Source organism: Paenibacillus oryzisoli, from assembly GCF_050467285.1.
Taxonomy (GTDB): domain Bacteria; phylum Bacillota; class Bacilli; order Paenibacillales; family NBRC-103111; genus Paenibacillus_E; species Paenibacillus_E oryzisoli_A.
Window position 1 is genome coordinate 86,712 of record NZ_JBCMUN010000009.1, and the last position, 21,792, is coordinate 108,503.

Annotated in this window: 22 protein-coding genes; 18 read left to right on the top strand and 4 right to left on the bottom strand. The window is 54.1% G+C overall.

The window, feature by feature from the left end; translation table 11 throughout:
- Window positions 1–44: 44 nt before the first annotated feature.
- Both ABE504_RS15755 and ABE504_RS15760 read right to left on the bottom strand, forming a co-directional pair.
- Window positions 45–608, bottom strand: coding sequence for a 5' nucleotidase, NT5C type (locus ABE504_RS15755; RefSeq protein ID WP_430090256.1), 564 nt, complete (start codon window positions 606–608; stop codon window positions 45–47).
- A gap of 126 nt (window positions 609–734) precedes the next feature.
- Window positions 735–1,283 (bottom strand): NADPH-dependent FMN reductase, encoded by a 549-nt coding sequence (locus ABE504_RS15760; RefSeq protein ID WP_430090259.1) that lies wholly within the window; start codon window positions 1,281–1,283, stop codon window positions 735–737.
- 197 nt (window positions 1,284–1,480) lie between these two features.
- On the opposite strand from ABE504_RS15760, the gene ABE504_RS15765 reads away from it, so the two are divergent.
- Window positions 1,481–2,122 (top strand): nitroreductase family protein, encoded by a 642-nt coding sequence (locus tag ABE504_RS15765; RefSeq protein ID WP_430090262.1) that lies wholly within the window; start codon window positions 1,481–1,483, stop codon window positions 2,120–2,122.
- A 289-nt stretch (window positions 2,123–2,411) separates the two neighbouring features.
- Here the strand turns inward: ABE504_RS15765 and ABE504_RS15770 are convergent, their stop codons facing one another.
- Window positions 2,412–3,287: an RCC1 domain-containing protein gene (locus ABE504_RS15770; RefSeq protein ID WP_430090265.1), complete on the bottom strand. Its 876-nt coding sequence runs from the start codon at window positions 3,285–3,287 to the stop codon at window positions 2,412–2,414.
- A gap of 225 nt (window positions 3,288–3,512) precedes the next feature.
- On the opposite strand from ABE504_RS15770, the gene ABE504_RS15775 reads away from it, so the two are divergent.
- The 16 genes from ABE504_RS15775 (at window position 3,513) to ABE504_RS15850 (ending at window position 20,123) form a co-directional block, all read left to right on the top strand.
- Complete coding sequence (locus ABE504_RS15775) at window positions 3,513–4,745, top strand: aminopeptidase (RefSeq protein ID WP_430090267.1); 1,233 nt, start codon at window positions 3,513–3,515, stop codon at window positions 4,743–4,745.
- 33 nt (window positions 4,746–4,778) lie between these two features.
- Window positions 4,779–5,387 carry a TetR/AcrR family transcriptional regulator gene (locus ABE504_RS15780; protein ID WP_430090270.1) on the top strand — a complete coding sequence of 203 codons (609 nt, stop codon included), beginning with the start codon at window positions 4,779–4,781 and terminating at the stop codon, window positions 5,385–5,387.
- 18 nt (window positions 5,388–5,405) lie between these two features.
- Window positions 5,406–6,278, top strand: coding sequence for a GNAT family N-acetyltransferase (locus ABE504_RS15785; RefSeq protein WP_430090273.1), 873 nt, complete (start codon window positions 5,406–5,408; stop codon window positions 6,276–6,278).
- A gap of 22 nt (window positions 6,279–6,300) precedes the next feature.
- The gene (locus ABE504_RS15790) at window positions 6,301–7,203 is read left to right on the top strand and encodes a LysR family transcriptional regulator (protein ID WP_430090276.1); all 903 of its coding nucleotides are present in this window, start codon (window positions 6,301–6,303) and stop codon (window positions 7,201–7,203) included.
- Window positions 7,204–7,312: 109 nt separating this feature from the next.
- Complete coding sequence (gene metE, locus ABE504_RS15795; RefSeq protein ID WP_430090279.1) at window positions 7,313–9,601, top strand: 5-methyltetrahydropteroyltriglutamate--homocysteine S-methyltransferase; 2,289 nt, start codon at window positions 7,313–7,315, stop codon at window positions 9,599–9,601.
- Between the two features lie 136 nt (window positions 9,602–9,737).
- A complete protein-coding gene (locus ABE504_RS15800) occupies window positions 9,738–10,496 on the top strand; it encodes a polysaccharide deacetylase family protein (RefSeq protein WP_430090282.1) in 759 nt (252 codons plus the stop codon).
- A 194-nt stretch (window positions 10,497–10,690) separates the two neighbouring features.
- On the top strand, window positions 10,691–11,800 hold the full coding sequence (locus ABE504_RS15805; RefSeq protein WP_430090285.1) for an acyl-CoA dehydrogenase family protein: 1,110 nt from the start codon (window positions 10,691–10,693) through the stop codon (window positions 11,798–11,800).
- Between the two features lie 16 nt (window positions 11,801–11,816).
- Window positions 11,817–12,974, top strand: coding sequence for a citrate synthase (mmgD, locus tag ABE504_RS15810; RefSeq protein ID WP_430090288.1), 1,158 nt, complete (start codon window positions 11,817–11,819; stop codon window positions 12,972–12,974).
- On the top strand, window positions 12,971–14,434 hold the full coding sequence (locus ABE504_RS15815; RefSeq protein WP_430090292.1) for a bifunctional 2-methylcitrate dehydratase/aconitate hydratase: 1,464 nt from the start codon (window positions 12,971–12,973) through the stop codon (window positions 14,432–14,434). The genes mmgD and ABE504_RS15815 overlap by 4 nt, the downstream gene beginning before the upstream one ends.
- Window positions 14,435–14,541: 107 nt before the next feature.
- On the top strand, window positions 14,542–15,450 hold the full coding sequence (gene prpB, locus ABE504_RS15820; protein WP_430090295.1) for a methylisocitrate lyase: 909 nt from the start codon (window positions 14,542–14,544) through the stop codon (window positions 15,448–15,450).
- A gap of 55 nt (window positions 15,451–15,505) precedes the next feature.
- On the top strand, window positions 15,506–16,651 hold the full coding sequence (locus tag ABE504_RS15825) for an acyl-CoA dehydrogenase family protein (RefSeq protein ID WP_430090298.1): 1,146 nt from the start codon (window positions 15,506–15,508) through the stop codon (window positions 16,649–16,651).
- A 22-nt stretch (window positions 16,652–16,673) separates the two neighbouring features.
- On the top strand, window positions 16,674–17,855 hold the full coding sequence (locus ABE504_RS15830; RefSeq protein WP_430090301.1) for an acetyl-CoA C-acetyltransferase: 1,182 nt from the start codon (window positions 16,674–16,676) through the stop codon (window positions 17,853–17,855).
- Window positions 17,856–17,868: 13 nt separating this feature from the next.
- Window positions 17,869–18,723 (top strand): 3-hydroxybutyryl-CoA dehydrogenase, encoded by an 855-nt coding sequence (locus ABE504_RS15835; protein WP_430090304.1) that lies wholly within the window; start codon window positions 17,869–17,871, stop codon window positions 18,721–18,723.
- A 79-nt stretch (window positions 18,724–18,802) separates the two neighbouring features.
- A complete protein-coding gene (locus ABE504_RS15840) occupies window positions 18,803–19,216 on the top strand; it encodes an HIT family protein (protein ID WP_430090307.1) in 414 nt (137 codons plus the stop codon).
- A 158-nt stretch (window positions 19,217–19,374) separates the two neighbouring features.
- The gene (locus ABE504_RS15845) at window positions 19,375–19,776 is read left to right on the top strand and encodes a hypothetical protein (protein ID WP_430090310.1); all 402 of its coding nucleotides are present in this window, start codon (window positions 19,375–19,377) and stop codon (window positions 19,774–19,776) included.
- A 95-nt stretch (window positions 19,777–19,871) separates the two neighbouring features.
- Window positions 19,872–20,123 (top strand): hypothetical protein, encoded by a 252-nt coding sequence (locus tag ABE504_RS15850; protein ID WP_430090313.1) that lies wholly within the window; start codon window positions 19,872–19,874, stop codon window positions 20,121–20,123.
- Window positions 20,124–20,198: 75 nt separating this feature from the next.
- On the opposite strand, the gene ABE504_RS15855 is transcribed toward ABE504_RS15850, so the two are convergent.
- Window positions 20,199–21,035 (bottom strand): SDR family NAD(P)-dependent oxidoreductase, encoded by an 837-nt coding sequence (locus ABE504_RS15855; RefSeq protein ID WP_430090316.1) that lies wholly within the window; start codon window positions 21,033–21,035, stop codon window positions 20,199–20,201.
- A gap of 276 nt (window positions 21,036–21,311) precedes the next feature.
- Here ABE504_RS15855 and ABE504_RS15860 point away from each other — a divergent pair, with 276 nt between their 5' ends.
- Window positions 21,312–21,791 (top strand): DUF6530 family protein, encoded by a 480-nt coding sequence (locus ABE504_RS15860; protein ID WP_430090319.1) that lies wholly within the window; start codon window positions 21,312–21,314, stop codon window positions 21,789–21,791.
- Window position 21,792: the final 1 nt, after the last annotated feature.

A 21,792-nucleotide genomic window follows, 5' to 3' on the forward strand; every position in this document is an offset into this window, starting at 1 on the left:
TGATGGAGCGAGTGATTTCATATTTTCAAGGTCGTTAGCTTGTATTACAGGGCTCCACGAGTCTTTAAACGATCAAGATGAAATTTGACATCGCTCCAGTCGGCTGCTGGATAAACCAATTCATGTTGAACATGCCCATTATAAGGCTGAGCGTATAAAATAACGGGTTTATTTACAAGAGCAAATTGTTCTGCGTAATGAGGGCCATCGTCAATTAACACATCGACCTTGAGCTCAGAGCAAGCTTGAAGTTTGTTTTCTGTGAGCAGGATGTTGTGATAGGGCACTTTATGATCTCTTAGCCATGTTACAGTTACTTCACGAAACAGTTCTGGTCGCGCCGTAATGAATGAAAGTTGATGTTCATCATATAGTTTCTGTAATGTCTCAACTGCTCCTGGGAATGGGAGGGAGTTCCAATGGATGTCGTAACCGTACTTTGTATAAATGGCATCACGCTCTTGCTTGTTCCAACCATACAAACGATAGATATAAAAATCATTTACATCAGCGGCAGTGAAAGAACGACCGGATGCTAGGTTGTAATATTTTAAATGCGCAGCAGTTGCATCAAGTATCGTATTATCTAGATCGATCCCAATGTGCATGGTAATTAGCTCCAATCTGTCGAGATTCGTCCATAATATCATCAATTCGAATACAAATAAATGAAAAATTCAGAAAAGTGAGTGGAAGGATGAGTCTCGGTTCCGCAAATGACGCACCTGATGATGTCAAATCGCCTGGTTCAATGCACAAACCAGGTTATTTAGCAATGACAATGTCCCCGGATCCGTCACAAGACCGTCCGCTCCAACGATTTTGCTGGCGAACGGTATGGAAAGCGAGGCTTCATCCGGAATTACAGCGCTCATCATTTTGAGTGTTAGTGTAAGTGAGTGCAGCGCGATGGCGCCGCCATCCGGATGCGGGGACGCGCTGATGATCGCCGTCGGCATGCCCACGAATTCGCCTGAGGAGACGACCCAGTCGAGCGCGTTTTTGAGCGAACCTGGCACGCCTCGCGCATACTCCGGGGTACAGATGATGATTGCGTCGGCTGCCTTTAGCTGCGCTCGCCATGTGTGTACGGCTTCATCTTCCTGAACATGATCAAGATCCAAGTCGGGGTTGAAATGCGGTAGAGCTGCAAGGTCATCATGCATGTGAAACGCCACAGTCTCGGGCATCATTCCCCCGATGAACGAGAGCAGGCGTGTGTTGGTGGATGGTTTGCGCAGACTTCCGGAAATGCCGAGTACGACGGGACGTCGTTGGTTCATAAGAATTCACCTCATCTGAATGTGATTATTTGCAGTATAACCCCTGCCATTAGTGTCATAGTCAAGAGGTCGTATTCTTTTAAATTTGGTAAAGATTACTTGACGGTATTTAATATATAAAATATAATTACTTACAAAAAGTAACTATATTGCGAATTTTCATTTTACAGCGTGTTCATGAATAGGGGGAGAACATTATGATTCAACAACAAACTGATTTTGCTGCCTTACTTAAAGAGCGCAGATCCGCAAATAAATTTCAGCTCGGGGTCGACATTCCGAATGAAGTGCTCGATGAGATTTTTCAATTGGTGAAGTATGCACCGTCCGCTTTTAATTTGCAGCATGCGCATTATTTGGTCGTGAAGGACCCGGCTCTGAAGCAGCGTGTATATGAAGCCGCCGGTAAGCAGTATAAGGTGCAGTCGGCGTCGGCTGCGATTGTGGTTTTGGGAAAAATGGACGCCTACAAAGACGTCGCCCGGCTGAATGAGGGGTTTTTGCATTTAGGCGCGATCAGCAAGCAGGAGTTTGACATGACGGTGGAATCCGTCACGAGTTTCTACGAGGGCAGAGGCGAGACGTTCATGAGGGAAGAAGCGATTCGCAATGCGAATCTGTCCGCAATGACGTTTATGCTAGCTGCGAAAGACAGGGGCTGGGATACGTGCCCGATGATCGGATTTGATGAGGAAGCGCTAAGAAGCGCCCTGCAGATCCCGGATGTGTATGTCCCGGCACTTCTCGTCACAATCGGTAAAGAAGATACATCCAGCCAAAGACCGCGAGGCTACCGCAAGCCAGTAGGGGAGTTTGTCAGCTATCATACCTTATCATAAAATGATTTGAGCCAGCCGCTGCTGCGAATTTCTGAGTGTTACCGAGAGGGAGTCGGAGTGGGGGAAGGCAGCAAAACCTGCAAAAGAGCAGGAATTGTCATTTGCCACCACCTGTTTACGAGAAATGCCTGCGATTTTGCAGGCATTTTTGTTGTAAACCCGCTATTGGGGCAGACTCGGCCACAAAAACTGCTTTATCGCAGGCATTTTGCTGCAAATGGCTTTTTTGTGGCAAATTCCTGCTTATTCGCAGGAATCCTCCTGTCCACCTAGACAGGTATCTGGCTCCTTATACTTGGTTCTTCGTGCCGGGCAGCTGATAACCATGCCAGTCGTCTACCTCACATTGGCCGTATGCATTATCACCCACAGCAACCGCAGTGCCGTCCGATTTAAGCCCGACGGTATGAGCGCAGCCCGCCGCAACCGCCACAATATCGCGCCAACCACTTATCTGGCATTGGCCATACTTGTTCCAACCCACAGCCACTGCCATACCGTCCAATTTAAGGCCGATGGTATGATTACTGCCTGCCGCAATCGCTACGATATCGTGCCAATCGCTTACATCGCATTGGCCGATATGATTTCGACCCACAGCTATCACCGCGCCGTCCGATTTGAGGCCGACGGTGTGAAGATAACCCGTCGCAACTGCCACGATGTCACGCCAGCCGCCTACATCACATTGGCCGTACTGATTATTACCCACAGCAACCACGGTGCCGTCCGATTTAAGACCGACGGTATGCCAATCGCCCGCCGCCACCGCCACGATGTCACGCCAACCGCTTACCTCGCATTGACCTTCGTTATTTCGCCCCGCCGCAACCACGGTGCCATCGGACGTAAGCCCGACGGAACGCCGCCAACCCGCCGCCACCGTCACAATATCGCGCCAGCTGCTTACCTCGCATTGGCCATGCATATTCCAACCGACAGCCACTACCGTACCGTCCGATTTAAGCCCGATCGTATGCGCGTTCCCCGTGTTTGTCGCCATATGAACATTCCCCGCCGCAACTGCCACAATATCGCGCCAATCGCCTACATCACATTGTCCGTATTTATTATCGCCCACAGCCATCACGGTGCCGTCCGATGTAAGGCTGACCGTATGACGACGACCCGCCGCTATGGAAGGTAACGGGGTTACCACGTTCATGAATCTCGCTCCTTTGCTGGTAGATGTTTCCGATTCCAGGTTGCCTCTCTATTAAACCATAGTTCTTTCTTCTTCGCATATTTCGTAGAGAGCAGCGCCATTCTTGCTGCCTCTTGTTTAAGATGAGATAAGATTTGGCTTGACAATGGCCGCGATTTATTACGATAATAATAAAACGACCGGTCAGTCATTTTAATGCCAACCGGACGAAGAAGGAGGAATTCCATGCCAACTTTTCAAGAAAAATTACATACATACGCGGCTCTAGCCATCGAGCTAGGCGTGAATTTGCAGCGGGGACAAATGCTTGTTATTTTTGCGCCGATCGGTGCTGTTGAGTTCGTACGAAGTTTGGTCACTCGGGCCTATGAGAACGGAGCCAGGCAGGTTTATGTCGAATGGTCCGATAGCCACACGACTCGAATTAAATATGAGCTGGCGCCGTTTGACGCGCTGCTTGAATACCCGATGTGGCAGGCGGCCGGCTACGAGGAGCTTGCCAAGCAGAACGCCGCCTTCCTGTACGTGGAAGTCAGCAAGCCGGATCTGATGAAGGGGATCGACCCACAGCGCCTGCAAACTGCCAGCAAAACGGCGAATGCCGCTTTGACGGGGTTAACGAACGCCAGGCTGACGAATAAAGTTAGTTGGGCGATTGTTGCCGCTCCCTCACAGGAATGGGCGGATAAAGTATTTCCCGCTATACCGCCAGAAGAGCGGGTGAACGCGTTGTGGGAGGCGATTTTCAAGGCTGCCCGCGTGGACCTTGACGATCCGATCGGCGCCTGGAAGGAGCATGCAAGTTCGCTGGAGACCAAATCGGCCTACCTCAATGAGAAGCAGTTCAAGTCGCTTCATTATCGTGCGGAAGGGACGGACCTGATTGTCGAGCTGCCGAAGGATCACCTCTGGGTTTCAGCGGGGAACAGGAACCAGCAGGGCACGGCGTATATTGCGAATATACCGACGGAGGAAGTGTTTACATCGCCGCTCAAAACCGGTGTTAACGGTACGGTCAGAAGCACGAAGCCACTGGTCTACAACGGGGTGCTGATCGAGAACTTCTCCTTAACGTTTGAAGCGGGAAGAGTCGTTTCCTATCACGCTGAGAAGGGCCAGGATATGCTCAAAACGCTCATTGAACTGGACGAAGGCTCCCATTATCTGGGGGAAGTCGCGCTGGTTCCGCATCGCTCGCCGATCTCGGATACCGGACTTGTCTTTTACAATACGCTGTACGACGAGAACGCTTCTTGTCATTTGGCGATCGGCCGGGCTTTTCCGTTTTGCCTGAAGGATGGTGTTACGATGAGTGGGGAAGAATGGCAGCAGCGCGGTTTGAACACGAGTCTGACGCATGTCGATTTCATGATGGGCGGGGCGGACTTGAGCATTGACGGCATCTTGGAAAATGGCGAAACCGTGGCTGTATTCCGGCACGGCGGTTGGGCATTTTGAGTACGGCTAAGCGAACGCGGAAAGGAAAATCGCATGTCACCAAAAGTCTCGAAAGCGTATAAGGAAGAGAAGAAGGCGATCATTCTCGAAGGGGCGCTCCACTGCTTTACGGAAAAAGGGTTTCAGGCAACGACCATCGATGACATCGTGAAGTATGTGGGGATCAGCAAGGGCGCGATTTACAACTATTTTGCTTCCAAAGAAGAGATGTACATCCAGCTGGCTGACGATAAAATGAATGCGATGCTGGCAAATTCCCTGGAACATTTCAAAAGCTTGCCCGTTGCAGCGGATCAAATTCGGTATATGTATGACCGCTTCCGCAAACAGCCGCTGGCTGAGCTGCGCAAATGGATGGCGTTTCACTTGGAATTTATGCTGTATGCGGCTCGTCAACCGCATTTGATCGCGCGTTGGGAGCAGTACGCGGACAAAGCGTTGGTGTTCATGCAGGACATTATGGAAGCCGGCAAGGCAGCGGGGGAGTTTCGCGCGGATCTGGATTGCGCAGCCGCTTCCCGGCTGTTCTGGTCGATCCGGGACGGGTTGGCGCTCCAGTACATGTTAAGCGGGGAGGAAGCGGACTACCGGCAGCGCATTGACGATATGGAAAGCATGGTATTCCGTTATATTGCGGGATAACGACGGAGGGCGAGAGCGATGATAGTCAAAAAGATGAGCGAGCTGTCTGTGGAAAGCGCGGTGGCGCTTTGGAATCTGGGGTTCGAAGGCTATTTCATCAATAGCACGCTGACGGTAGATAGATTCCTGGCACGAGCAGTCGGTGAGGGACTCTCCTTAGAGCATTCGCTGGCCATGTACGACGAGCAGGGAGAGCCGGTTGGGCTGGTCATGAATGGATTTCGGACCCTAGCCGGCCGGAAAATCGCTTGGAATGGCGGGACAGGCATCGCGCCGGCTTTCAGGGGAAAAGGATTCGGGCAGCAGCTGATGGAACGAAATCTCGAGCTATATCGGGAGCATGGCGTCGACGCAGCAATGCTCGAGGCGCTTATTCAGAACAACGCTGCCATCCGGCTGTATCAAAAAGTCGGCTACGAGATCACAGAGCGGCTCGTAGGACTTCAACATGATGGCACCTTGAACGCAGACGAGTTACACGCGAATCATTCGTATACCGTACAGCGCGGCCGACCTGTTGAGGTGAGCAAGCTGCCTTTTTATCATGCGATGTCAGCCTGGCAGACGCAGTGGAACAGCTTGAAAGACGGAGAAAGCGTTATGATCACCGATGATGCGTCGGTGGTCGGTTATGCGCTTTTCAAACGGGTGTACGCGGAGGACGGGAGTTTGACGACGGTCGTGCTGTATCAATGCGAAGCCGCACCAGAACGCAGGGATAAGCGGGAAATTTTGACGGCTGCGCTGAGTGAAATTTTTGCTCACGGGGAGGCGCCCAGTAAGCAGTTGACGATGAACATCAGGCATGCGAATCGCGAGCTGCATGAGCTGCTGGATTCCTTGGGCTTCGCGCCTTTTGTGGAGCAGGTGCACATGCTGCGGCAGCTGTGAGCGTGATCGGGAGGAGATCTTCATGACTTTGCAACAACTCAAATATGTGATTGAGGTCGCGAACCGCGGGTCGATTAATGAAGCGGCCAAACGGCTGTTCATTTCGCAGCCAAGTCTTTCCAATGCGATTCGCGAGCTGGAAGAGGAATTTCAAATTTCGATCTTTGATCGGTCCAATAAAGGGATTTCGCTTTCCAAAGAAGGTGTTGAATTTCTAAGCTATGCGCGGCAAGTTGTTGAGCAGGCAGAATTATTGGAAGGCCGCTACCTGAATAGCAAGCCGTCTCCGCAGCATTTTTCTGTGTCGACACAGCATTATGCGTTTGCGGTAAATGCGTTTGTCAATCTGGTTTCGGAGCATGGCCAGGAGGAATATGAATTAGCTTTGCGCGAGACCAAAACGTATGAAATCATCGAAGATGTCAAAAACCTGCGAAGCGAAATCGGCGTTTTATATTTGAATGATTTTAACCAAAAGGTGATCAATAAACTGCTTAAAAACGCGAATCTGCAATACAACAGCTTATTTATCGCCAAGCCGCATATTTTTATCTCCATTAAAAATCCGTTAGCGAAGCAATCCGTCGTGACGATCGACCAACTCCAAAACTATCCGTATTTGTCATTTGATCAAGGAGAGTATAATTCTTTTCATTTTGCCGAAGAAATTCTCAGTACGATGTCGCATAAGAAGAGCATACGGGTGAATGATCGTGCGACGCTGTTCAATTTGTTGATCGGTTTGAACGGATATACCATTTCAACCGGTGTTTTGAGCTCAGATTTGAATGGCAATGAAATTATTCCCGTGCCTTTGGATTGCGAAGAAACCATCAATGTCGGTTGGATTTCCCACAGCAATATCTCGCTGTCCAAGCTCGGAGCCGCTTACGTCGAGGCACTCCAACGCCAACTATCTCGGTAACGTATTGTTATAGCCAATAACTATATCTAGCTATAGTTATTTCCAGTTACACTATAACGAATTCTCTATGATACGCTTTCTTTAACAAATCGTAGAGGAGTTTTATGAGATGGTAAGAAGCAGTGTGTTGGGCTATCCGCGTATTGGGGCTGACAGAGAATGGAAAAAAGCGCTCGAAGCGTTCTGGGCCGGCAAGTTGGAAGAATCGGAGTTTCAATTACAGCTGCAGGAGATTCGCTTGAATCATTTGCGAAAACAGCAAGAAAAGGGCATCGATCTGATTCCGGTCAATGATTTCAGTTATTACGATCATATTCTTGATACGGCTGCGATGTTCGGTATTATTCCGCAGCGTTTTGCTTTCGAGGGAGGCGCGGTTCCCTTGTCTGTCTACTACGGTGTTGCGCGGGGAACGAAAGATGCGGCAGCCAGTGAAATGACGAAATGGTTCAACACCAATTATCACTATATCGTGCCTGAACTGTCCGGAGCCTCTCCTGTCATTACGGAGAATAAGCCGCTGGCCGCCTACCGGGAAGCGAAGGAAAAGCTCGGCATTCAAGGAAAGCCGGTCATCGTGGGGCCATTCACTTTCTTGAAATTGTCCAAAGGCTACAGCGCCTCCGAATTCGACACTTGGCTTCACAAGCTGCTGCCGCTGTATGTACAAATCCTTCAGGAACTTGCGGCAGAAGGAGTGGAGTGGGTTCAGATCGATGAGCCGATTCTCGTCACGGCGTTGAGCGATACTGACATCGAGAGACTGAAAACGATCTATGCAACGTTTGCCAATTCCGTGCCGAACTTGAACATTGTGCTGCAAACGTATTTTGAAGCGGTAGATCGCTATGCTGACATTATTTCGCTGCCTGTCAAAGGGATTGGGCTGGATTTCGTTCATGGTCTTAACGGCAACTTACAGTCGTTGAAGGCGTTCGGATTTCCTGCCGACAAAGTATTAGGCGCGGGAGTGATCGATGGTCGCGGAATCTGGAAGGCTTCCCTTCGTGAGAAATTGGCGCTGTTGGAAGAGCTTACGCAGCACGTATCGGCGGAACAGCTGCTCATACAAACGTCATGCAGCTTACTTCATGTCCCTGTGACGACAGCACGGGAGACGAAGCTCGCTCCTGAACTGCAAGGTGCGCTCGCCTATGCCGATGAAAAATTGGATGAGCTCGCTCTGATTACAAAAGCCGTGTCCTCGGGCACTGCCGGGATCGCAGCGGACTTGGACGAATGCGACCGTGCTCTTCAAGATCTGCAGCAATCGGCAGCGCGCAACCGCAGCGATGTGCAAGCAGCAGTCGCTGAACTCCGTGTTCAGCAGCCGGAACGATCCCGTCCTTTTGCCGAGCGTCATGCCGCGCAGCAGGCCAAATGGCAGTTGCCGCTTTTTCCAACAACGACGATCGGAAGCTTTCCGCAGTCTGCAGAAGTTCGCAAGGCGCGTCAGTTATGGCGTAAAGGGGAGTGGAGCCACGACCACTATGCGGCATTCATCCGGGAGCAGATCGATCTCTGGATCAAGCTCCAGGAAGAGATTGGACTGGACGTTCTCGTTCACGGGGAGTTTGAGCGGACGGACATGGTGGAGTTTTTTGGCGAAAAGCTGGCCGGGTTTGCTTTTACACAAAACGGGTGGGTGCAGTCGTACGGATCCCGCTGCGTGAAACCGCCGGTCATTTACGGAGATGTCGCGTTCACGGGGGAAATGACGGTCGAAGAAACGAAATATGCCCAGACCCTCACAAGCCGCCCTGTCAAAGGCATGCTGACCGGACCGATCACGATTATGAACTGGTCGTTTGTCCGCGATGACGTCGCTCGCGAGCAGATCGCCTACCAGCTGGCCTATGCGCTAAGACAAGAAGTTGAGGCACTTGAACAAGCGGGCATTGGCATGATTCAGGTTGACGAGCCAGCCGTTCGCGAAGGATTGCCGCTAAAAGAAGAAGAACAAGCCGGTTACCTCGAATGGGCGGTCAAGGCTTTCCGCATCGCGACCTGCACGGTGCAGGAGACGACACAAATTCATACGCATATGTGCTATTGCGAATTCCATGACATGATTGATTCGATCGAGGCGATGGATGCCGATGTCATTTCCATTGAAACTTCCCGCAGCCATGGCGAGCTAATCCACAGTTTTGAACTCAACACCTACAAGCTGGGGATCGGGCTAGGCGTGTATGATATTCACAGTCCGCGGGTTCCAGGCGTCGAGGAAATGACGAGCATGATCGAACGCGCTTTGCGTGTGCTGGATCCGAAGCTATTCTGGATTAATCCGGATTGCGGTCTGAAAACGCGTGGACTCGAAGAGACCGTTGCATCGCTGCGCAACATGGTGGAAGCGACGCACATTGCCCGTGCAACGCATGCTGCTTGTGTATAGGAAGGAGAAAAAGTCGCGTATTCCGCGGCTTTTTTCTTTGCATGGGATTACGTTCCGGAATGCCCAGATAAAGGAAGATTAGACAATTCTGAGATCCTTCATACTAAGATCAACTTTAAAAATGGGGGATGGATTCATGCATAGAGCTCTCAATCAGTTCATCAAGGGGGTCGCGGCATGTCTGGCGTTAACGGCCCTCACGAGTTGTCTGCCTCCTGCTTATTCTGCTATGGCTGTTTCACACCCTGTCAACCCAGAATTGAATAAGACGAAAAAAGCTTATTTAACCTTTGACGACGGTCCCTCGGAGAATACGGAGCGGATTCTAACGATTTTGCATAAATACGGCATTCGGGCTACGTTCTTTGTAATTGGGAATTCGTCAGATGAAGGAAAACGGTTATATCGACGGATTCATGCAGATGGACATGTCATTGGCAACCACACCTATTCTCATAATTATCGGGTTGTCTATTCATCGGTTCAGGCGTTCGCCAAAGATACGGAGCGATTAGAAACACTATTAGAACAAACGATCGGTATGAGGTCTGCCTTGCTTCGTTATCCGGGCGGATCCAATAATCGCGTTAGTCTCCATTACGGAGGAAGACAGATCATGCCTCGTATTATTCATGAAATGACGAGGAAAGGCTACGATTACATTGATTGGAATGTGAGTTCGACAGATGCAGCCAGAAATGTACAGCCCAAACGTGAGATTATTGATGCCGTGCTGAGTGCCAGTAGAACGAAAAAAGAAGCGGTTATTTTAATGCACGATGTCAATGTAAAAACAACGACTGTTGAAGCTTTGCCTGAGATTATAGAAGGCTTGCTCAAGCTAGGTTTTCATTTTGACGTGTTAAGCAAGGCGTCTTTTCATTATCATTTTTAGCGTGACATCGATAGGCAGCTTCCTTGGAGGGACAAGGGGGCTGCTCTTTTTTTGCCGGAGTCCAGTCTAATGCCTGACAAATGGGTGTATAAATAAATTACTAACTGTAAGCGTTTACAACTTGTCCGCTGATAGGAGCTCAGCGCCAAACATCCTCAGCTTCGCATGACATGGCATCCAAGGAGGTCGTTTGCATGCACCTAACGTTTACGCCGCATCAGCTTCAGCTTCGTACGCTTGTTCGAGATTTTGCTCAGGCCGAGATTGCGCCGACTGTCCGGGAAAGGGATGCGGAGGAGCGGTTTGAGCGCCGCATTTTTGACAGGCTGGCTGAGCTTGGGCTGACGGGACTGCCGTGGCCGGCCGCGCTTGGCGGCAGGGGAGAGCCTTTTCTCCACTATGCGATGGTCATTGAAGAGTTGTCCCAAGTTTGCGCCTCGACCGGCGTAATGCTCTCGGTGCATACGTCGCTGACGAGCTGGGCGATTCATACGTTCGGTACAGCTGCGCAGCAGGAAGCGTTTTTGCGGCCGCTGGCGGTGGGCAAGTCTCTCGGTGCGTACTGCCTCACGGAAAGCGAGTCGGGCTCGGATGCCGGCGCGATGCGCACGACAGCGAGAAGGGACGGAGACAGCTACGTGCTGAACGGTTCCAAACTATTTATTACAAGCGGAGGCGAAGCCGAAGTTTATATCGTATTTGCGTTGACCGAGCCTGCGCTTAAGCAGAAGGGGATCAGCGCCTTTGTTGTCGAGAAAGGGACCCGTGGACTGTCATTCGGAAAAAAGGAAAAGAAACTGGGCATTCGCGCTTCGCCGACGCTGGAAATGTTGTTCGACGACTGCCGGATTCCCGCTCACAATCTGCTGGGACAGGAGGGAGAAGGGTTTCACATCGCGCTGCGCTGTCTGGATGGCGGAAGAATCGGCATCGCCGCTCAGGCGCTCGGGATTGCGCAAGCGGCATTGGACGCGGGGCGCGACATGCTCGGTAACGGGCCAGCTGCGATGCGCGATTTGGCAGCGGGGGTGCAGGGGGCAAGACTGCTCATGTACCACGCCGCGTGGCGCAAAGACCGCGGTCTCCCCTACGGGAAGCAGGCGGCCATGGCGAAGCTGTGGGCCAGCGATACGGCCGTGAAGGTGACCAACGACGTTGTGCGGCTAGCGGGCAAGGAAGGCGTTGCACCTGGCAGTACCCTCGAACGCTGCTGGCGCGATGCGAAGGTAACGCAAATCTACGAAGGGACGAATGAGATTCAACGCATTGTTATTTCCCGATGGCTGCTATCGGAAGGCGTGTAGAAGGGAGAGCGATACTATGAGTGATCTCTATTTGCCTGGACTTGAAAATGTTGTGGCGAGCGAAACCGGCATTTCTTATCTGGACGTGGAAAAGGAAGAGATTGTCATCCGCGGTTACGATTTGATCGAACTTGCACAGCAGGCTGTGTATCTGGACGTTGCGGGATTGCTGCTGGACGGAGAATTGCCCGATGATGCGGGGCGTGCCGCCCTGCAGGCGAGCATCGTGGCTTCCTACGGGCTGCCGCAAAACGTACGCGCGATTCTTCATCTGCTGCCTGCGCATACGCCTGCGATGGATGTGCTGCGCACGGGCATTTCGGCGTTGTCCAGCTATGACGAGGATCTTGATGATCGCTCGCCGGAGGCGAACCGGCGCAAGGCGATCCGTCTGCTGGCACGTGTTCCGCAGATTGTCGCCTATGGCCATCGCGCCCTGACGAAGCAGCCGCTCATTGAGCCGGACAATTCGTTATCGTACTCGGCGAATTTCCTGTATATGATCACGGGGAAGGTGCCGTCGGCGCTGGAGGCGGGTATTTTTGACCAATCGTTAATTGTGTACAGCGAGCATGAAATGCCGAACTCGACATTCACAGCGCGTGTCATCGCTTCGACGCAGTCGGATCTGTATGGCGCACTTGTGGGAGCCGTGGCTTCGCTGAAAGGCACGCTGCATGGAGGCGCGAACGAAGCCGTGATGGAGATGCTGCTCGAAGCAGGCTCCGAGGACGGCATGGAGGCTCTGATTAAGGAGCGGCTTGCAAAGCGAGAGCGCATTATGGGCTTCGGCCATCGAGTATATATGCGAAAGCCCGATCCTCGCGCGCTGCTGATGAAGGATGCTTTGGCGCTCCTGGCGGCGCATTTCGGGCAGCCGGATCTCTACCACATGTGCGTGCGGGGAGAAGAGGTGATGCGGCGTGAAAAAGAGCTGCATCCGAATCTGGACTACTACGCTGCGCCTGTGTATCATCTGCTCGGCATTCCGACGGCGCTTTTTACGCCGGTTTTTCTGGCGGCGCGGACGCTCGGCATTTCGGCGCACGTCATGGAGCAGCATGCGCATAACCGATTGTTCCGTCCGAGAGTCCGCTATACCGGCCCGAGGGGGCTGCACCCGCCGATCACCGATCAGCTGCTGCCGGAAAGAGAGGAGGATGAGGAGGCGTGAGTGGTCATGATGATGCGCTGGATCGGGCTGAAAAAGAACTCAACTACGATCCGTTAATCGGCGAACTGGCCGATTATGTGTTGGATACGTCGATCGTCAGCGAAGAGGCGTATCGGATTGCCTATCATGTGCTGCTGGATTCCTTGGGGACGGCGCTGCTGGCGCTCCGGTTTCCGGCCTGCACGAAGCTGCTCGGCCCGGTTGTGCAGGGCGCGGAACTGCCGGGCGGCGCGCGAGTGCCTGGCACCTCGTACGAATTGGAACCGGTGCAGGCGGCGTTCAACATCGGCGCTATGATCCGCTGGCTCGATTACAACGATACGTGGTTGGCCGCGGAATGGGGACATCCGTCGGATAATCTCGGCGCGATTCTGGCGCTTTCGGATTATCTCAGTCGTGTGTGCGAGCGTGCGGGAGGCAGGGCCTTCACGGTGCATGACCTGCTTACGTATGCGATTAAAGCGCATGAGATTCAAGGCGTTCTCGCGCTGAACAACAGCTTGAACCGCGTCGGTCTGGATCACGTTCATCTCGTCAAGGTCGCTTCGACAGCCGTTGCGACAGCGATGCTCGGCGGTACGAAGGCGCAGGTGTGCAGCGCCATCTCCAACGCCTGGATCGACGGGGCCAGCTTGCGGACGTATCGGCACGCGCCGAACACAGGCTCCCGCAAATCGTGGGCGGCCGGGGACGCGACGAGCCGGGCGGTGCGGCTGGCGCTTATGGCAGTCCGCGGCGAGATGGGCTACGGAACGGCGTTATCGGCGCCGACGTGGGGCTTTCAGGATGTGCTTTTTCGCGGAAAGTCGCTCACGCTGGCAAGACCGCTGGGCTCTTATGTGATGGAGAACATTTTGTTTAAAATCTCGTTCCCCGCCGAATTTCACGCCCAAACGGCGGTGGAATGCGCGTTCGAGCTGCATCCGGAAGTCGCGGATCGACTGGACGACATTCAAGAAATTACAATTACGACGCACGAGTCGGCGATGCGGATAATCGACAAGCGCGGACCGCTGTATAATCCGGCGGACCGGGATCATTGTCTGCAGTACATGGTCGCCGTTGGCCTCCTGTACGGTACGCTGACGGCGGAGCATTACGAGGATGAAGCGGCTGGGGACCCGGCCATCGACAAGCTGCGCAGCTTGATGAAAGTCAAGGAAGAGGCGCGCTACAGCCGGGACTACCTGGATCCGGACAAACGATCGATCGCGAACGCGCTGCAAATTACGTACAAGGATGGCTCGCGTTCGCGCCAAGTTGTGTGCGAGTATCCGATCGGCCATAGACGGCGGCGCGAGGAGGGGCTGCCCAAGGTCATTGACAAGTATAAAGCTAATGTAGAGAGCCGTTTTAATGGCGAGCAAGCGGAGCGTATCCTTGGGGCGACCTTAGATGCTGACCGGTTGTTCGCGATGGCTGTGCCGGATTTAATGGCGCTGTTTGTGCTCGGCGATTAAGGTGGGATTTCCTGCACATTTGCAGGCTTTGGCTATGCATGAGGTGATAAGCATGTAGGACAGCGTTTGGATGAAAACCTGTCACGAAGCGTTTGGAGGAGATTGCCATGTCCTGGCTCATCGAAGAGGAGGAGGATCAACGCACCTTGGCGGGCCGTTTTCGACAGCTTGTCGACGAAGGCCCTGTTCTGCAAATTCTCGGCGCGCACGACGGCATGGCGGCGAGGCTCGCCAAATTGGCGCAGGTCCGGGCCATTTATTTATCGGGCGCGGCGTTTACCGCTTCCCGGGCGCTGCCGGACCTAGGTCTGCTGTATTCGGGTGAAGTGGCGGAACGCGCGCGCGAGCTGGTCAGAGCGTCCGGTTTGCCGCTACTCGTCGATATTGATACGGGCTACGGCGGGATTTTGAACGTGGCGCGTACAGCGAAGGAGATGGTCGAGGCGAGAGTGGCCGCGGTGCAGATCGAGGACCAGGAGCTGCCCAAAAAATGCGGCCACCTGAACGGCAAAAAACTGATCGGGACGGAGGAGATGGCTCAAAAGATCAGAACAATTAAGGAAGTGGCGCCTACCCTTTATGTGATTGCCCGCACGGATGCGAAAGGGGTAAGCGGGATCGCAGACGCCATAGAACGCGCGCGCGCTTACGTAGAAGCCGGGGCGGATGCGATTTTTCCGGAGGCGCTCGAGCGGGAGGAGGAGTTTCAGGCGTTCCGAGCCGCAATTGACGTGCCGCTGTTGGCGAACATGACGGAATTTGGGCGGACGCCGTATTACACCGCTGAGCAATTTGCACAGTGGGGATACGCCATGGTGCTCTACCCGGTTTCCTCCTTGCGTGTGGCGGCCAAGGCGGTCGAGCGGGTGTATGCGGACATTTTGCATAACGGCACTCAACAAGGCTCGCTCGACCAGATGCAGACCCGGCGTGAGCTGTATGCGGCCATTCGCTACGACGATTATGAAGCGCTGGATGCCCGGATTGCCCGGACAGTGCTGGACGAGGAGGTGTAGGTGCGGTAAGGAGCAGGCAGCTGAGAGGAATGACAGAGGAAAGGGCGATCTCAACATGGATTTCAGCGTTCCAGAAGAATTGGGCATGATTCGTGAAATGGTGCGGGATTTTGGTACGCGTGAGCTGATGCCGTCCGCAGCGGTCAGAGATGAGAAGGCCACGTTCAATGCTCAGTTGTTTGCAAAAATGGCGGAGCTGGGGCTCGCCGGCATTCTATGGCCGGAGCACTATGGCGGCTTGGACGCTGATCCTCTGACCTTCAGCTGCGTCCTGGAGGAACTGGCGCGCTCCTGCGCCTCGACAGCTTATGCGCTATATGGGCATGCGGCGCTGGCAAGCGCGCCGATCGCCATGTTCGGAACGGAGCAGCAGAAGATGACGTACTTGACACCGCTCGCAGAGGGCATGAAGCTGGGGGCGACCGCAGACTTGCAGGCGCTGCAGGATTTCGATCAATTGCAGGCGGTGCGTAGCGGGGATGACTATATATTTAATGGCATTAATTATAGCGTGCTGCTTGCTGCTGATGCGGATATTTTCGTCGTGTATGCCTGTACGGGAACGCCGGGAGACGGGAAGGGATATACCGCTTTTATCGTTGAAAAAGCGGCCGAAGGCCTGACGATCGAGCCCGAGCCGGCTCGATTGGGGCTGCGCGCTGCGCCTTCGGCTGCGCTGCGATTCAGCGGCTGCCGCGTGCCTGACGCGCAGCGGCTGGGCGAGGAAGGCGGCGGCTTGCAGATCGCCGCCAGGGTGCATGAGGCCGCCCGCAGCTTGCTGGCGGCGCAAGCGGTGGGCGCCGCGCAAGGCGCCCTGGCAGCGGCGCTCGCTTACGCGCAGGAGCGGTGGCAGTTCGGCAAGTCGCTCGCTGCGCAGCAAGCGATTGCCTTCAAGCTGGCGAACATGGCGACGCAGCTTGAAGCCGCACGGCTTCTGACGCTGGAGGCCGCCTGGCAGAGCGGCCAGTCCGAGGCGCCGCCAGAGCCGGTACAGCCCATCGTGCATACATTTGCCGGCGACGCGGCCGTGGCGGTTGCGATTGAGGCGCTGCAAATTTTTGGCGGTTACGGGTACACCAAGGACTATCCCGCTGAACGCTTCCTGCGGGATGTCAAAATGCTGCAAGTGTGCCAGTCAGCACAGGAATCGCTCTTGGCGTCGATCGAGCCGCTGCTCGGCAAGGTCGGTGGGGGTGTGTAAGTGGAGGAAGGAGACGTGAACGATGAGAGAAACGGTCATTGTCGGCGGTGCGAGAACTCCTTTCGGCAGGTTTGGCGGCGCTTTGCAGGACGTCGCCGCAGTGGATTTGGGCGGAATCGCCATTAGGGAAGCGATTCGGCGCTCGGGGGTCGCCCCTTCAGCCGTCGACGAAGTCATTATGGGGATGGTGCTGCAGGGTGGTGCCGGGCAAGTGCCATCGCGCCAGGCGGCGCGCAGTGCTGGGCTGGATTGGTCCGTCCCGACGGAGACCGTGAACAAGGTGTGCGCCTCTGGTATGCGGAGCGTCACCATGGCGGACCAAATCATTCGGGCCGGCGATGCGTCGGTGATCGTCGCTGGCGGCATGGAAAGCATGAGCCGGGCGCCGTATTTGCTCCAGAAGGCCAGATGGGGCAGCCGCATGGGCGATCAGACGCTGGTCGACGGCATGCTGCTCGACGGGCTGACCTGCCCGTTCCATGGCGTGCATATGGTGATGCACGGCAGTCAGGTCGCCGCCGAGCTCGGGATCTCGCGCGAGGAGCAGGACGCGTGGGCTTTGCGCAGCCACGAGCTGGCGGTGCAGGCCGCGGCCCGCGGCTGCTGGGACGAGGAGATCGTCCCGGTTGCGGTGCCCGGCAAGCAAGGCGAGCGGCTCGTAGGGCAGGACGAGTGCCCTCGTCCGGATACGAGCCTCGCGAAGCTCGCGGCGCTGCCGCCCGTGTTCGACAAGCGCGGCACGATCACCGCCGGCAATGCGCCCGGCGTGAACGACGGCGCCGCCGCGCTCGTGCTGATGGAGCGGACTCGCGCTGTGGCGGGCGGCGTGCAGCCGCTGGCGACGCTGGTCGGGCACGCCGCGGTCGGAGAGCGGGCGCCGTATATCGCGACGGCGCCCGCGCTGGCGATTGCCAAGCTGCTGCGACAGACCGGCTTGGCTTTGGCTCAGATTGACCGGATTGAGGTCAATGAGGCGTTTGCCGCCGTGCCGCTCACGTGTGAGCGGATGCTCGGCTGGCAGCGCGACCGCGTGAACGTGAACGGCGGCGCGATTGCGCTCGGCCATCCGATCGGCGCCAGCGGCACGCGGATTATATTGACGCTGATCCACGAGCTGCGGCGGCGCGGCGGGGGGTACGGCATTGCCGCGATTTGCAGCGGCACGGCGCAAGGGGATGCCGTTTTGCTGCGGGTAGACGGCTAGGAGGTGAGCATTCGTGAGCATAACAACCGTGATGGTTGTTGGCGCAGGCCAAATGGGGAGCGGCATTGTGCAGGTTGCCGCAAGTGGCGGCAAGTCCGTACTCTGGTATGATGTGTCCGCTGCCGCACTGGCGAAGGGGCTTCAGCAAATTGCTCAAAATTTGGACCGGAGCATCGCCAAAGGAAATCTGAGAAGCTCCGATAAGACAGCGGTTTTGGCTCGGATTGAGGTGATCGGATCACTGGATCAGGCGGATCGAGCACAGCTCGTTATCGAAGCCGCCACGGAACAAATGGCGGTGAAGCAGGCGATTTTTCGCGAGTTGGATGCGGTGTGTCCGCCGGAGACGATCCTCGCGACGAATACATCCTCGCTGCCGATCACAGAGATTGCCGCGGTGACGGCGCGGAGCGGACAGGTGATCGGGATGCATTTTATGAATCCGGTGCCGGTCATGCCGTTAGTGGAAATCATTCGCGGGCTCGATACTTCGCAAGCCGTGTTTGAGGCCGTGGAGCAGGTGAGCCGGGAATTCGGGAAAACACCTGTGGAGGTGCAGGATTTTCCAGGTTTTGTATCGAATCGGGTACTGATGCCGATGATTAACGAAGCGATTTTCACGGTGTATGAAGGTGTGGCTTCCCCAGAGGCGGTCGATACGGTGATGAAGCTCGGTATGCGGCACCCTATGGGTCCGCTGGAGCTTGCCGATCTGATCGGCCTGGATACGTGCCTCGCGATCATGGAGATTTTGCATGAAGGGTTCAAAGACAGCAAATACCGCCCGTGCCCGCTGCTGCGCAAATATGTAAAGGCTGGGCGATTGGGGCGCAAATCGGGGCAAGGTTTTTACCGGTATTCGGAATGATGGGAGAGCGGGTGGAGTAGAGACGTAATGAGAACTCGTTTCTACTCTATCCATAATTGGAGAGGAAGAGGGGGAGGCCATGTCATCTGCATGTTTAGGCTGTCAGTTGGCGAATGGAGAGGTACAAGCCCATGTTGTCTACGAGAACGAAAGGATTACCTGTCTGCTGGACATCGCGCCGATTAACGAAGGGCATGTGCTAATTATGCCGAAGCGGCATATCGTTGAGGCTGAGGAGATGGACGAGGAGACGATGCGGGCTGTCATGCTTGCGGCTAAGCAGATCAGCCGAGGGCTGAAAGCATGTTTTGCCCCGGACGGTATATCCATGATGCAGAATGGCGGCGTGTTCAACGATCTGGGGCATTACCATCTGCATGTTTTCCCGCGGTATCGAGGCGATGGGTTCGGTTGGGTGGAGGCGAATGCCGCTAATGAGGCTGCAAAGCGGCTGGTGGAGACTAAAATGAAATTAGTTAATCACATTAATTAATATAGCGAATAATTAACTACATTAAACTTTTCGTAACCCTCTATGCAAGCCTGACAGAACAAGCTTTATCTTCGACATTTCGCTGCAATCCGTGGTACACTTAACGCATATGATAATCGCTGTCTGCATGTGCAAAACGCTTGAGGAGGAAACCGTTCGTGAAATTTCGTGCTGTCTCGCCTGAGACGCGAATGAATTATATGGTCTGGAGCATTCAAAAAGAGATTCGCAAAGAGAACCAATACCTCGCTTCTCTGCCCTACGATCCGACACCGATTCTGCTTATCGTCAAAGCCCATATCGACAGATGGGACCCGGCGCAATTACTTGCGACAGATGGAATGGAGGATGAGTACGACGGGGAGTCTCGCAGCATTACGATCTACATCACGAAGCATCTTGGTGCGTTAGAAGCTCAAGATCTAGCATCCGCGATAGATCGGGTTCTCAGCAAATCGTTTCAAGATCTAAATGCACAAGATGGACAAGCCCGCGAGGTGGCGGCGCAGATCATCGCCGTTTTGGAGGAAGTCATCGAGTTTGAACCCGCAGAATTGTAGCAAAAGACAGTCTTCACTCAAGAAGGCTGTCTTTTACTTTCTTTAGAAAGTTCCCGGACCAATCACTTCCTGCAAAAAGTACAGGTAATCTACCCATGAAGGCTCAAAATGGCTTAATTCATGTAAAACTTACAGTAAATAGCGTCGATAAGGGCATTATCCTCGAAAATGGGGAGGCAGGCGGCGATTTAACTGTAAGAAATGCACGTTTTTTCGCGAAATCCGTCTATTTTTCGAAATTTAATGTACAAAATGCAGGATCACGGCGAGAAACAGTAGCGTTGATTTTGCATTTGTTGGCTTTGCGCATTTATTGGCTTCGAATTTCCCTCGAAACGCCGCGGTGAGTGTTCCTTACCTCCATACGCCTCAAGTTACCCCTCAGCGACCCGCAACTTCATTGGAGGACGTGAAGCCATTTCTCAGAATTCACCCTTATAAATGCCATCCACCAAAGCGAGTACATCCTTGCCGTACTGCGTAAACTTTAAAGTGGCAGACTTGTTTTTGACCAGATAGCTGCCCGCGGGGTGCGGATCTGTCGCAGCGTCCAGAAGCAGACCGGCGCCTGTGCTCGGAGGCGGGAAGAACAGCTTCATGATCGGTCTGAGGTAAAAAGGGAGGCCGGCATTGTTACTCGGCCGCAAGGTATTGTTGCCGCCGGGATCTGCGCTAAGTAGCCGAATACCTTGGCGGGTGAACTCCGGCGCCGCTTCGTGCACCCAGAGGGAAAGCGCCAGCTTCGAGGTCGCATAAGGACCGAAAAGCTTCCGGAACGGCGCTTCGGGCTTCAGCAGCGAGTCCGGATCGAAGCTTTTTAGCGTGGCAAATGCATTGGTCGATGTGCCCACGACGGTTCGCAACGAACCCTGCAGCAAGAGCTCCTTCAACTCCATGGTCAAAATATAAGGAACGATCGTGTGCAATTCCACATGAAGCTCACGTCCTTGCTTCGAATAGAGGAGTTCCGGAAAGCTCCCTCCCGCGTTATTAAAAAGGACATCGATGGCCGTCTCGTCGGCCTTAATCTGCTGCAAGGCTGCGCGCAGGTGCGAGAAGTCGGCCAAATCAGCTCGGTACACGCGCAGGGAGCGGTCACGAATGGCCTGTTTAATCTGCATATCGTCTTCCGGGAAATCGGAACGGTTCAGCGCCGCGACATGCCAACCTTGCTGCAGCAATTGCTTCGTTAACGCCAGGCCGATCCCGCTGCTAGCTCCGGTTATAAGCGCGGTGCGCGGATTCATTACGTTTGTCATGTGTAAGTTCCTCCATCATCTTCATGTCTGGCGGGGGGAGCCCGCCCCATACATTGACCATACAACTTGGTGTGAACACCAAGTCAAGCATGCTTTTTAGACGGATGAAGATCGGCAGTGGATCGCCAAAGTAACGGAACACGCGAGCGCTTATCCAAAGTTTGGGCAGCGTTGGTAGTCTGCCTTGCATTGACTTGCGCAGAGAGTCTGGCGTATAATCAGTTTATCATTTAGTAAATTACTAAATAACTGAATACGCATTAGGAGGCTAACGCTATGAAAATCCCAACAACGTTAAAACATAAACCTGTCATCGTATCTGAAAATTATGCCAATATCGATGGCAGATATACGAACAACTCCGACGCAAAGGGCCTCTCGCTTGGCCTAGCCCAGTGGAACGACCGCGGCAAGGTCGACATTTCCGCCAAAGTTTGGCGTTATACGGGGGAGAAATGGTCCCGTCAATCCGAGGAGCTTCCGCTGCATCGGGTCCTGGACTTGACGATTCTGGTATGCAGGGCGAAGCAGCATTTTTTGGATGCGTACCGCTATGAGAACTTTTACGACCCTGAGAATCCCGTGATTGACCGGGTCGGACTCCAGGGTGATGCGATGACCGTCGCGGTATGTACGGATAACGAGAAAATTAACGAAGACATCCGTCTTTTCAGCCAGGCGCTGAGTGACGATGATGAGCTGATCGGTGAACGGCTCCGTACGCTGTCTGCGATTTTGAAGGAAATGGGGTATTAAA

What these genes read in the sequence shown, in the direction of transcription:
- ABE504_RS15755 (WP_430090256.1), bottom strand. Translation starts at nt 608, where the DNA reads ATGCACATTGGGATCGATCTAGATAATACGATACTTGATGCAACTGCT.
- ABE504_RS15760 (WP_430090259.1), bottom strand. Translation starts at nt 1,283, where the DNA reads ATGAACCAACGACGTCCCGTCGTACTCGGCATTTCCGGAAGTCTGCGC.
- ABE504_RS15765 (WP_430090262.1), top strand. Translation starts at nt 1,481, where the DNA reads ATGATTCAACAACAAACTGATTTTGCTGCCTTACTTAAAGAGCGCAGA.
- ABE504_RS15770 (WP_430090265.1), bottom strand. Translation starts at nt 3,287, where the DNA reads ATGAACGTGGTAACCCCGTTACCTTCCATAGCGGCGGGTCGTCGTCAT.
- ABE504_RS15775 (WP_430090267.1), top strand. Translation starts at nt 3,513, where the DNA reads ATGCCAACTTTTCAAGAAAAATTACATACATACGCGGCTCTAGCCATC.
- ABE504_RS15780 (WP_430090270.1), top strand. Translation starts at nt 4,779, where the DNA reads ATGTCACCAAAAGTCTCGAAAGCGTATAAGGAAGAGAAGAAGGCGATC.
- ABE504_RS15785 (WP_430090273.1), top strand. Translation starts at nt 5,406, where the DNA reads ATGATAGTCAAAAAGATGAGCGAGCTGTCTGTGGAAAGCGCGGTGGCG.
- ABE504_RS15790 (WP_430090276.1), top strand. Translation starts at nt 6,301, where the DNA reads ATGACTTTGCAACAACTCAAATATGTGATTGAGGTCGCGAACCGCGGG.
- metE (WP_430090279.1), top strand. Translation starts at nt 7,313, where the DNA reads ATGGTAAGAAGCAGTGTGTTGGGCTATCCGCGTATTGGGGCTGACAGA.
- ABE504_RS15800 (WP_430090282.1), top strand. Translation starts at nt 9,738, where the DNA reads ATGCATAGAGCTCTCAATCAGTTCATCAAGGGGGTCGCGGCATGTCTG.
- ABE504_RS15805 (WP_430090285.1), top strand. Translation starts at nt 10,691, where the DNA reads ATGCACCTAACGTTTACGCCGCATCAGCTTCAGCTTCGTACGCTTGTT.
- mmgD (WP_430090288.1), top strand. Translation starts at nt 11,817, where the DNA reads ATGAGTGATCTCTATTTGCCTGGACTTGAAAATGTTGTGGCGAGCGAA.
- prpB (WP_430090295.1), top strand. Translation starts at nt 14,542, where the DNA reads ATGTCCTGGCTCATCGAAGAGGAGGAGGATCAACGCACCTTGGCGGGC.
- ABE504_RS15825 (WP_430090298.1), top strand. Translation starts at nt 15,506, where the DNA reads ATGGATTTCAGCGTTCCAGAAGAATTGGGCATGATTCGTGAAATGGTG.
- ABE504_RS15830 (WP_430090301.1), top strand. Translation starts at nt 16,674, where the DNA reads ATGAGAGAAACGGTCATTGTCGGCGGTGCGAGAACTCCTTTCGGCAGG.
- ABE504_RS15840 (WP_430090307.1), top strand. Translation starts at nt 18,803, where the DNA reads ATGTCATCTGCATGTTTAGGCTGTCAGTTGGCGAATGGAGAGGTACAA.
- ABE504_RS15850 (WP_430090313.1), top strand. Translation starts at nt 19,872, where the DNA reads ATGAAGGCTCAAAATGGCTTAATTCATGTAAAACTTACAGTAAATAGC.
- ABE504_RS15855 (WP_430090316.1), bottom strand. Translation starts at nt 21,035, where the DNA reads ATGACAAACGTAATGAATCCGCGCACCGCGCTTATAACCGGAGCTAGC.
- ABE504_RS15860 (WP_430090319.1), top strand. Translation starts at nt 21,312, where the DNA reads ATGAAAATCCCAACAACGTTAAAACATAAACCTGTCATCGTATCTGAA.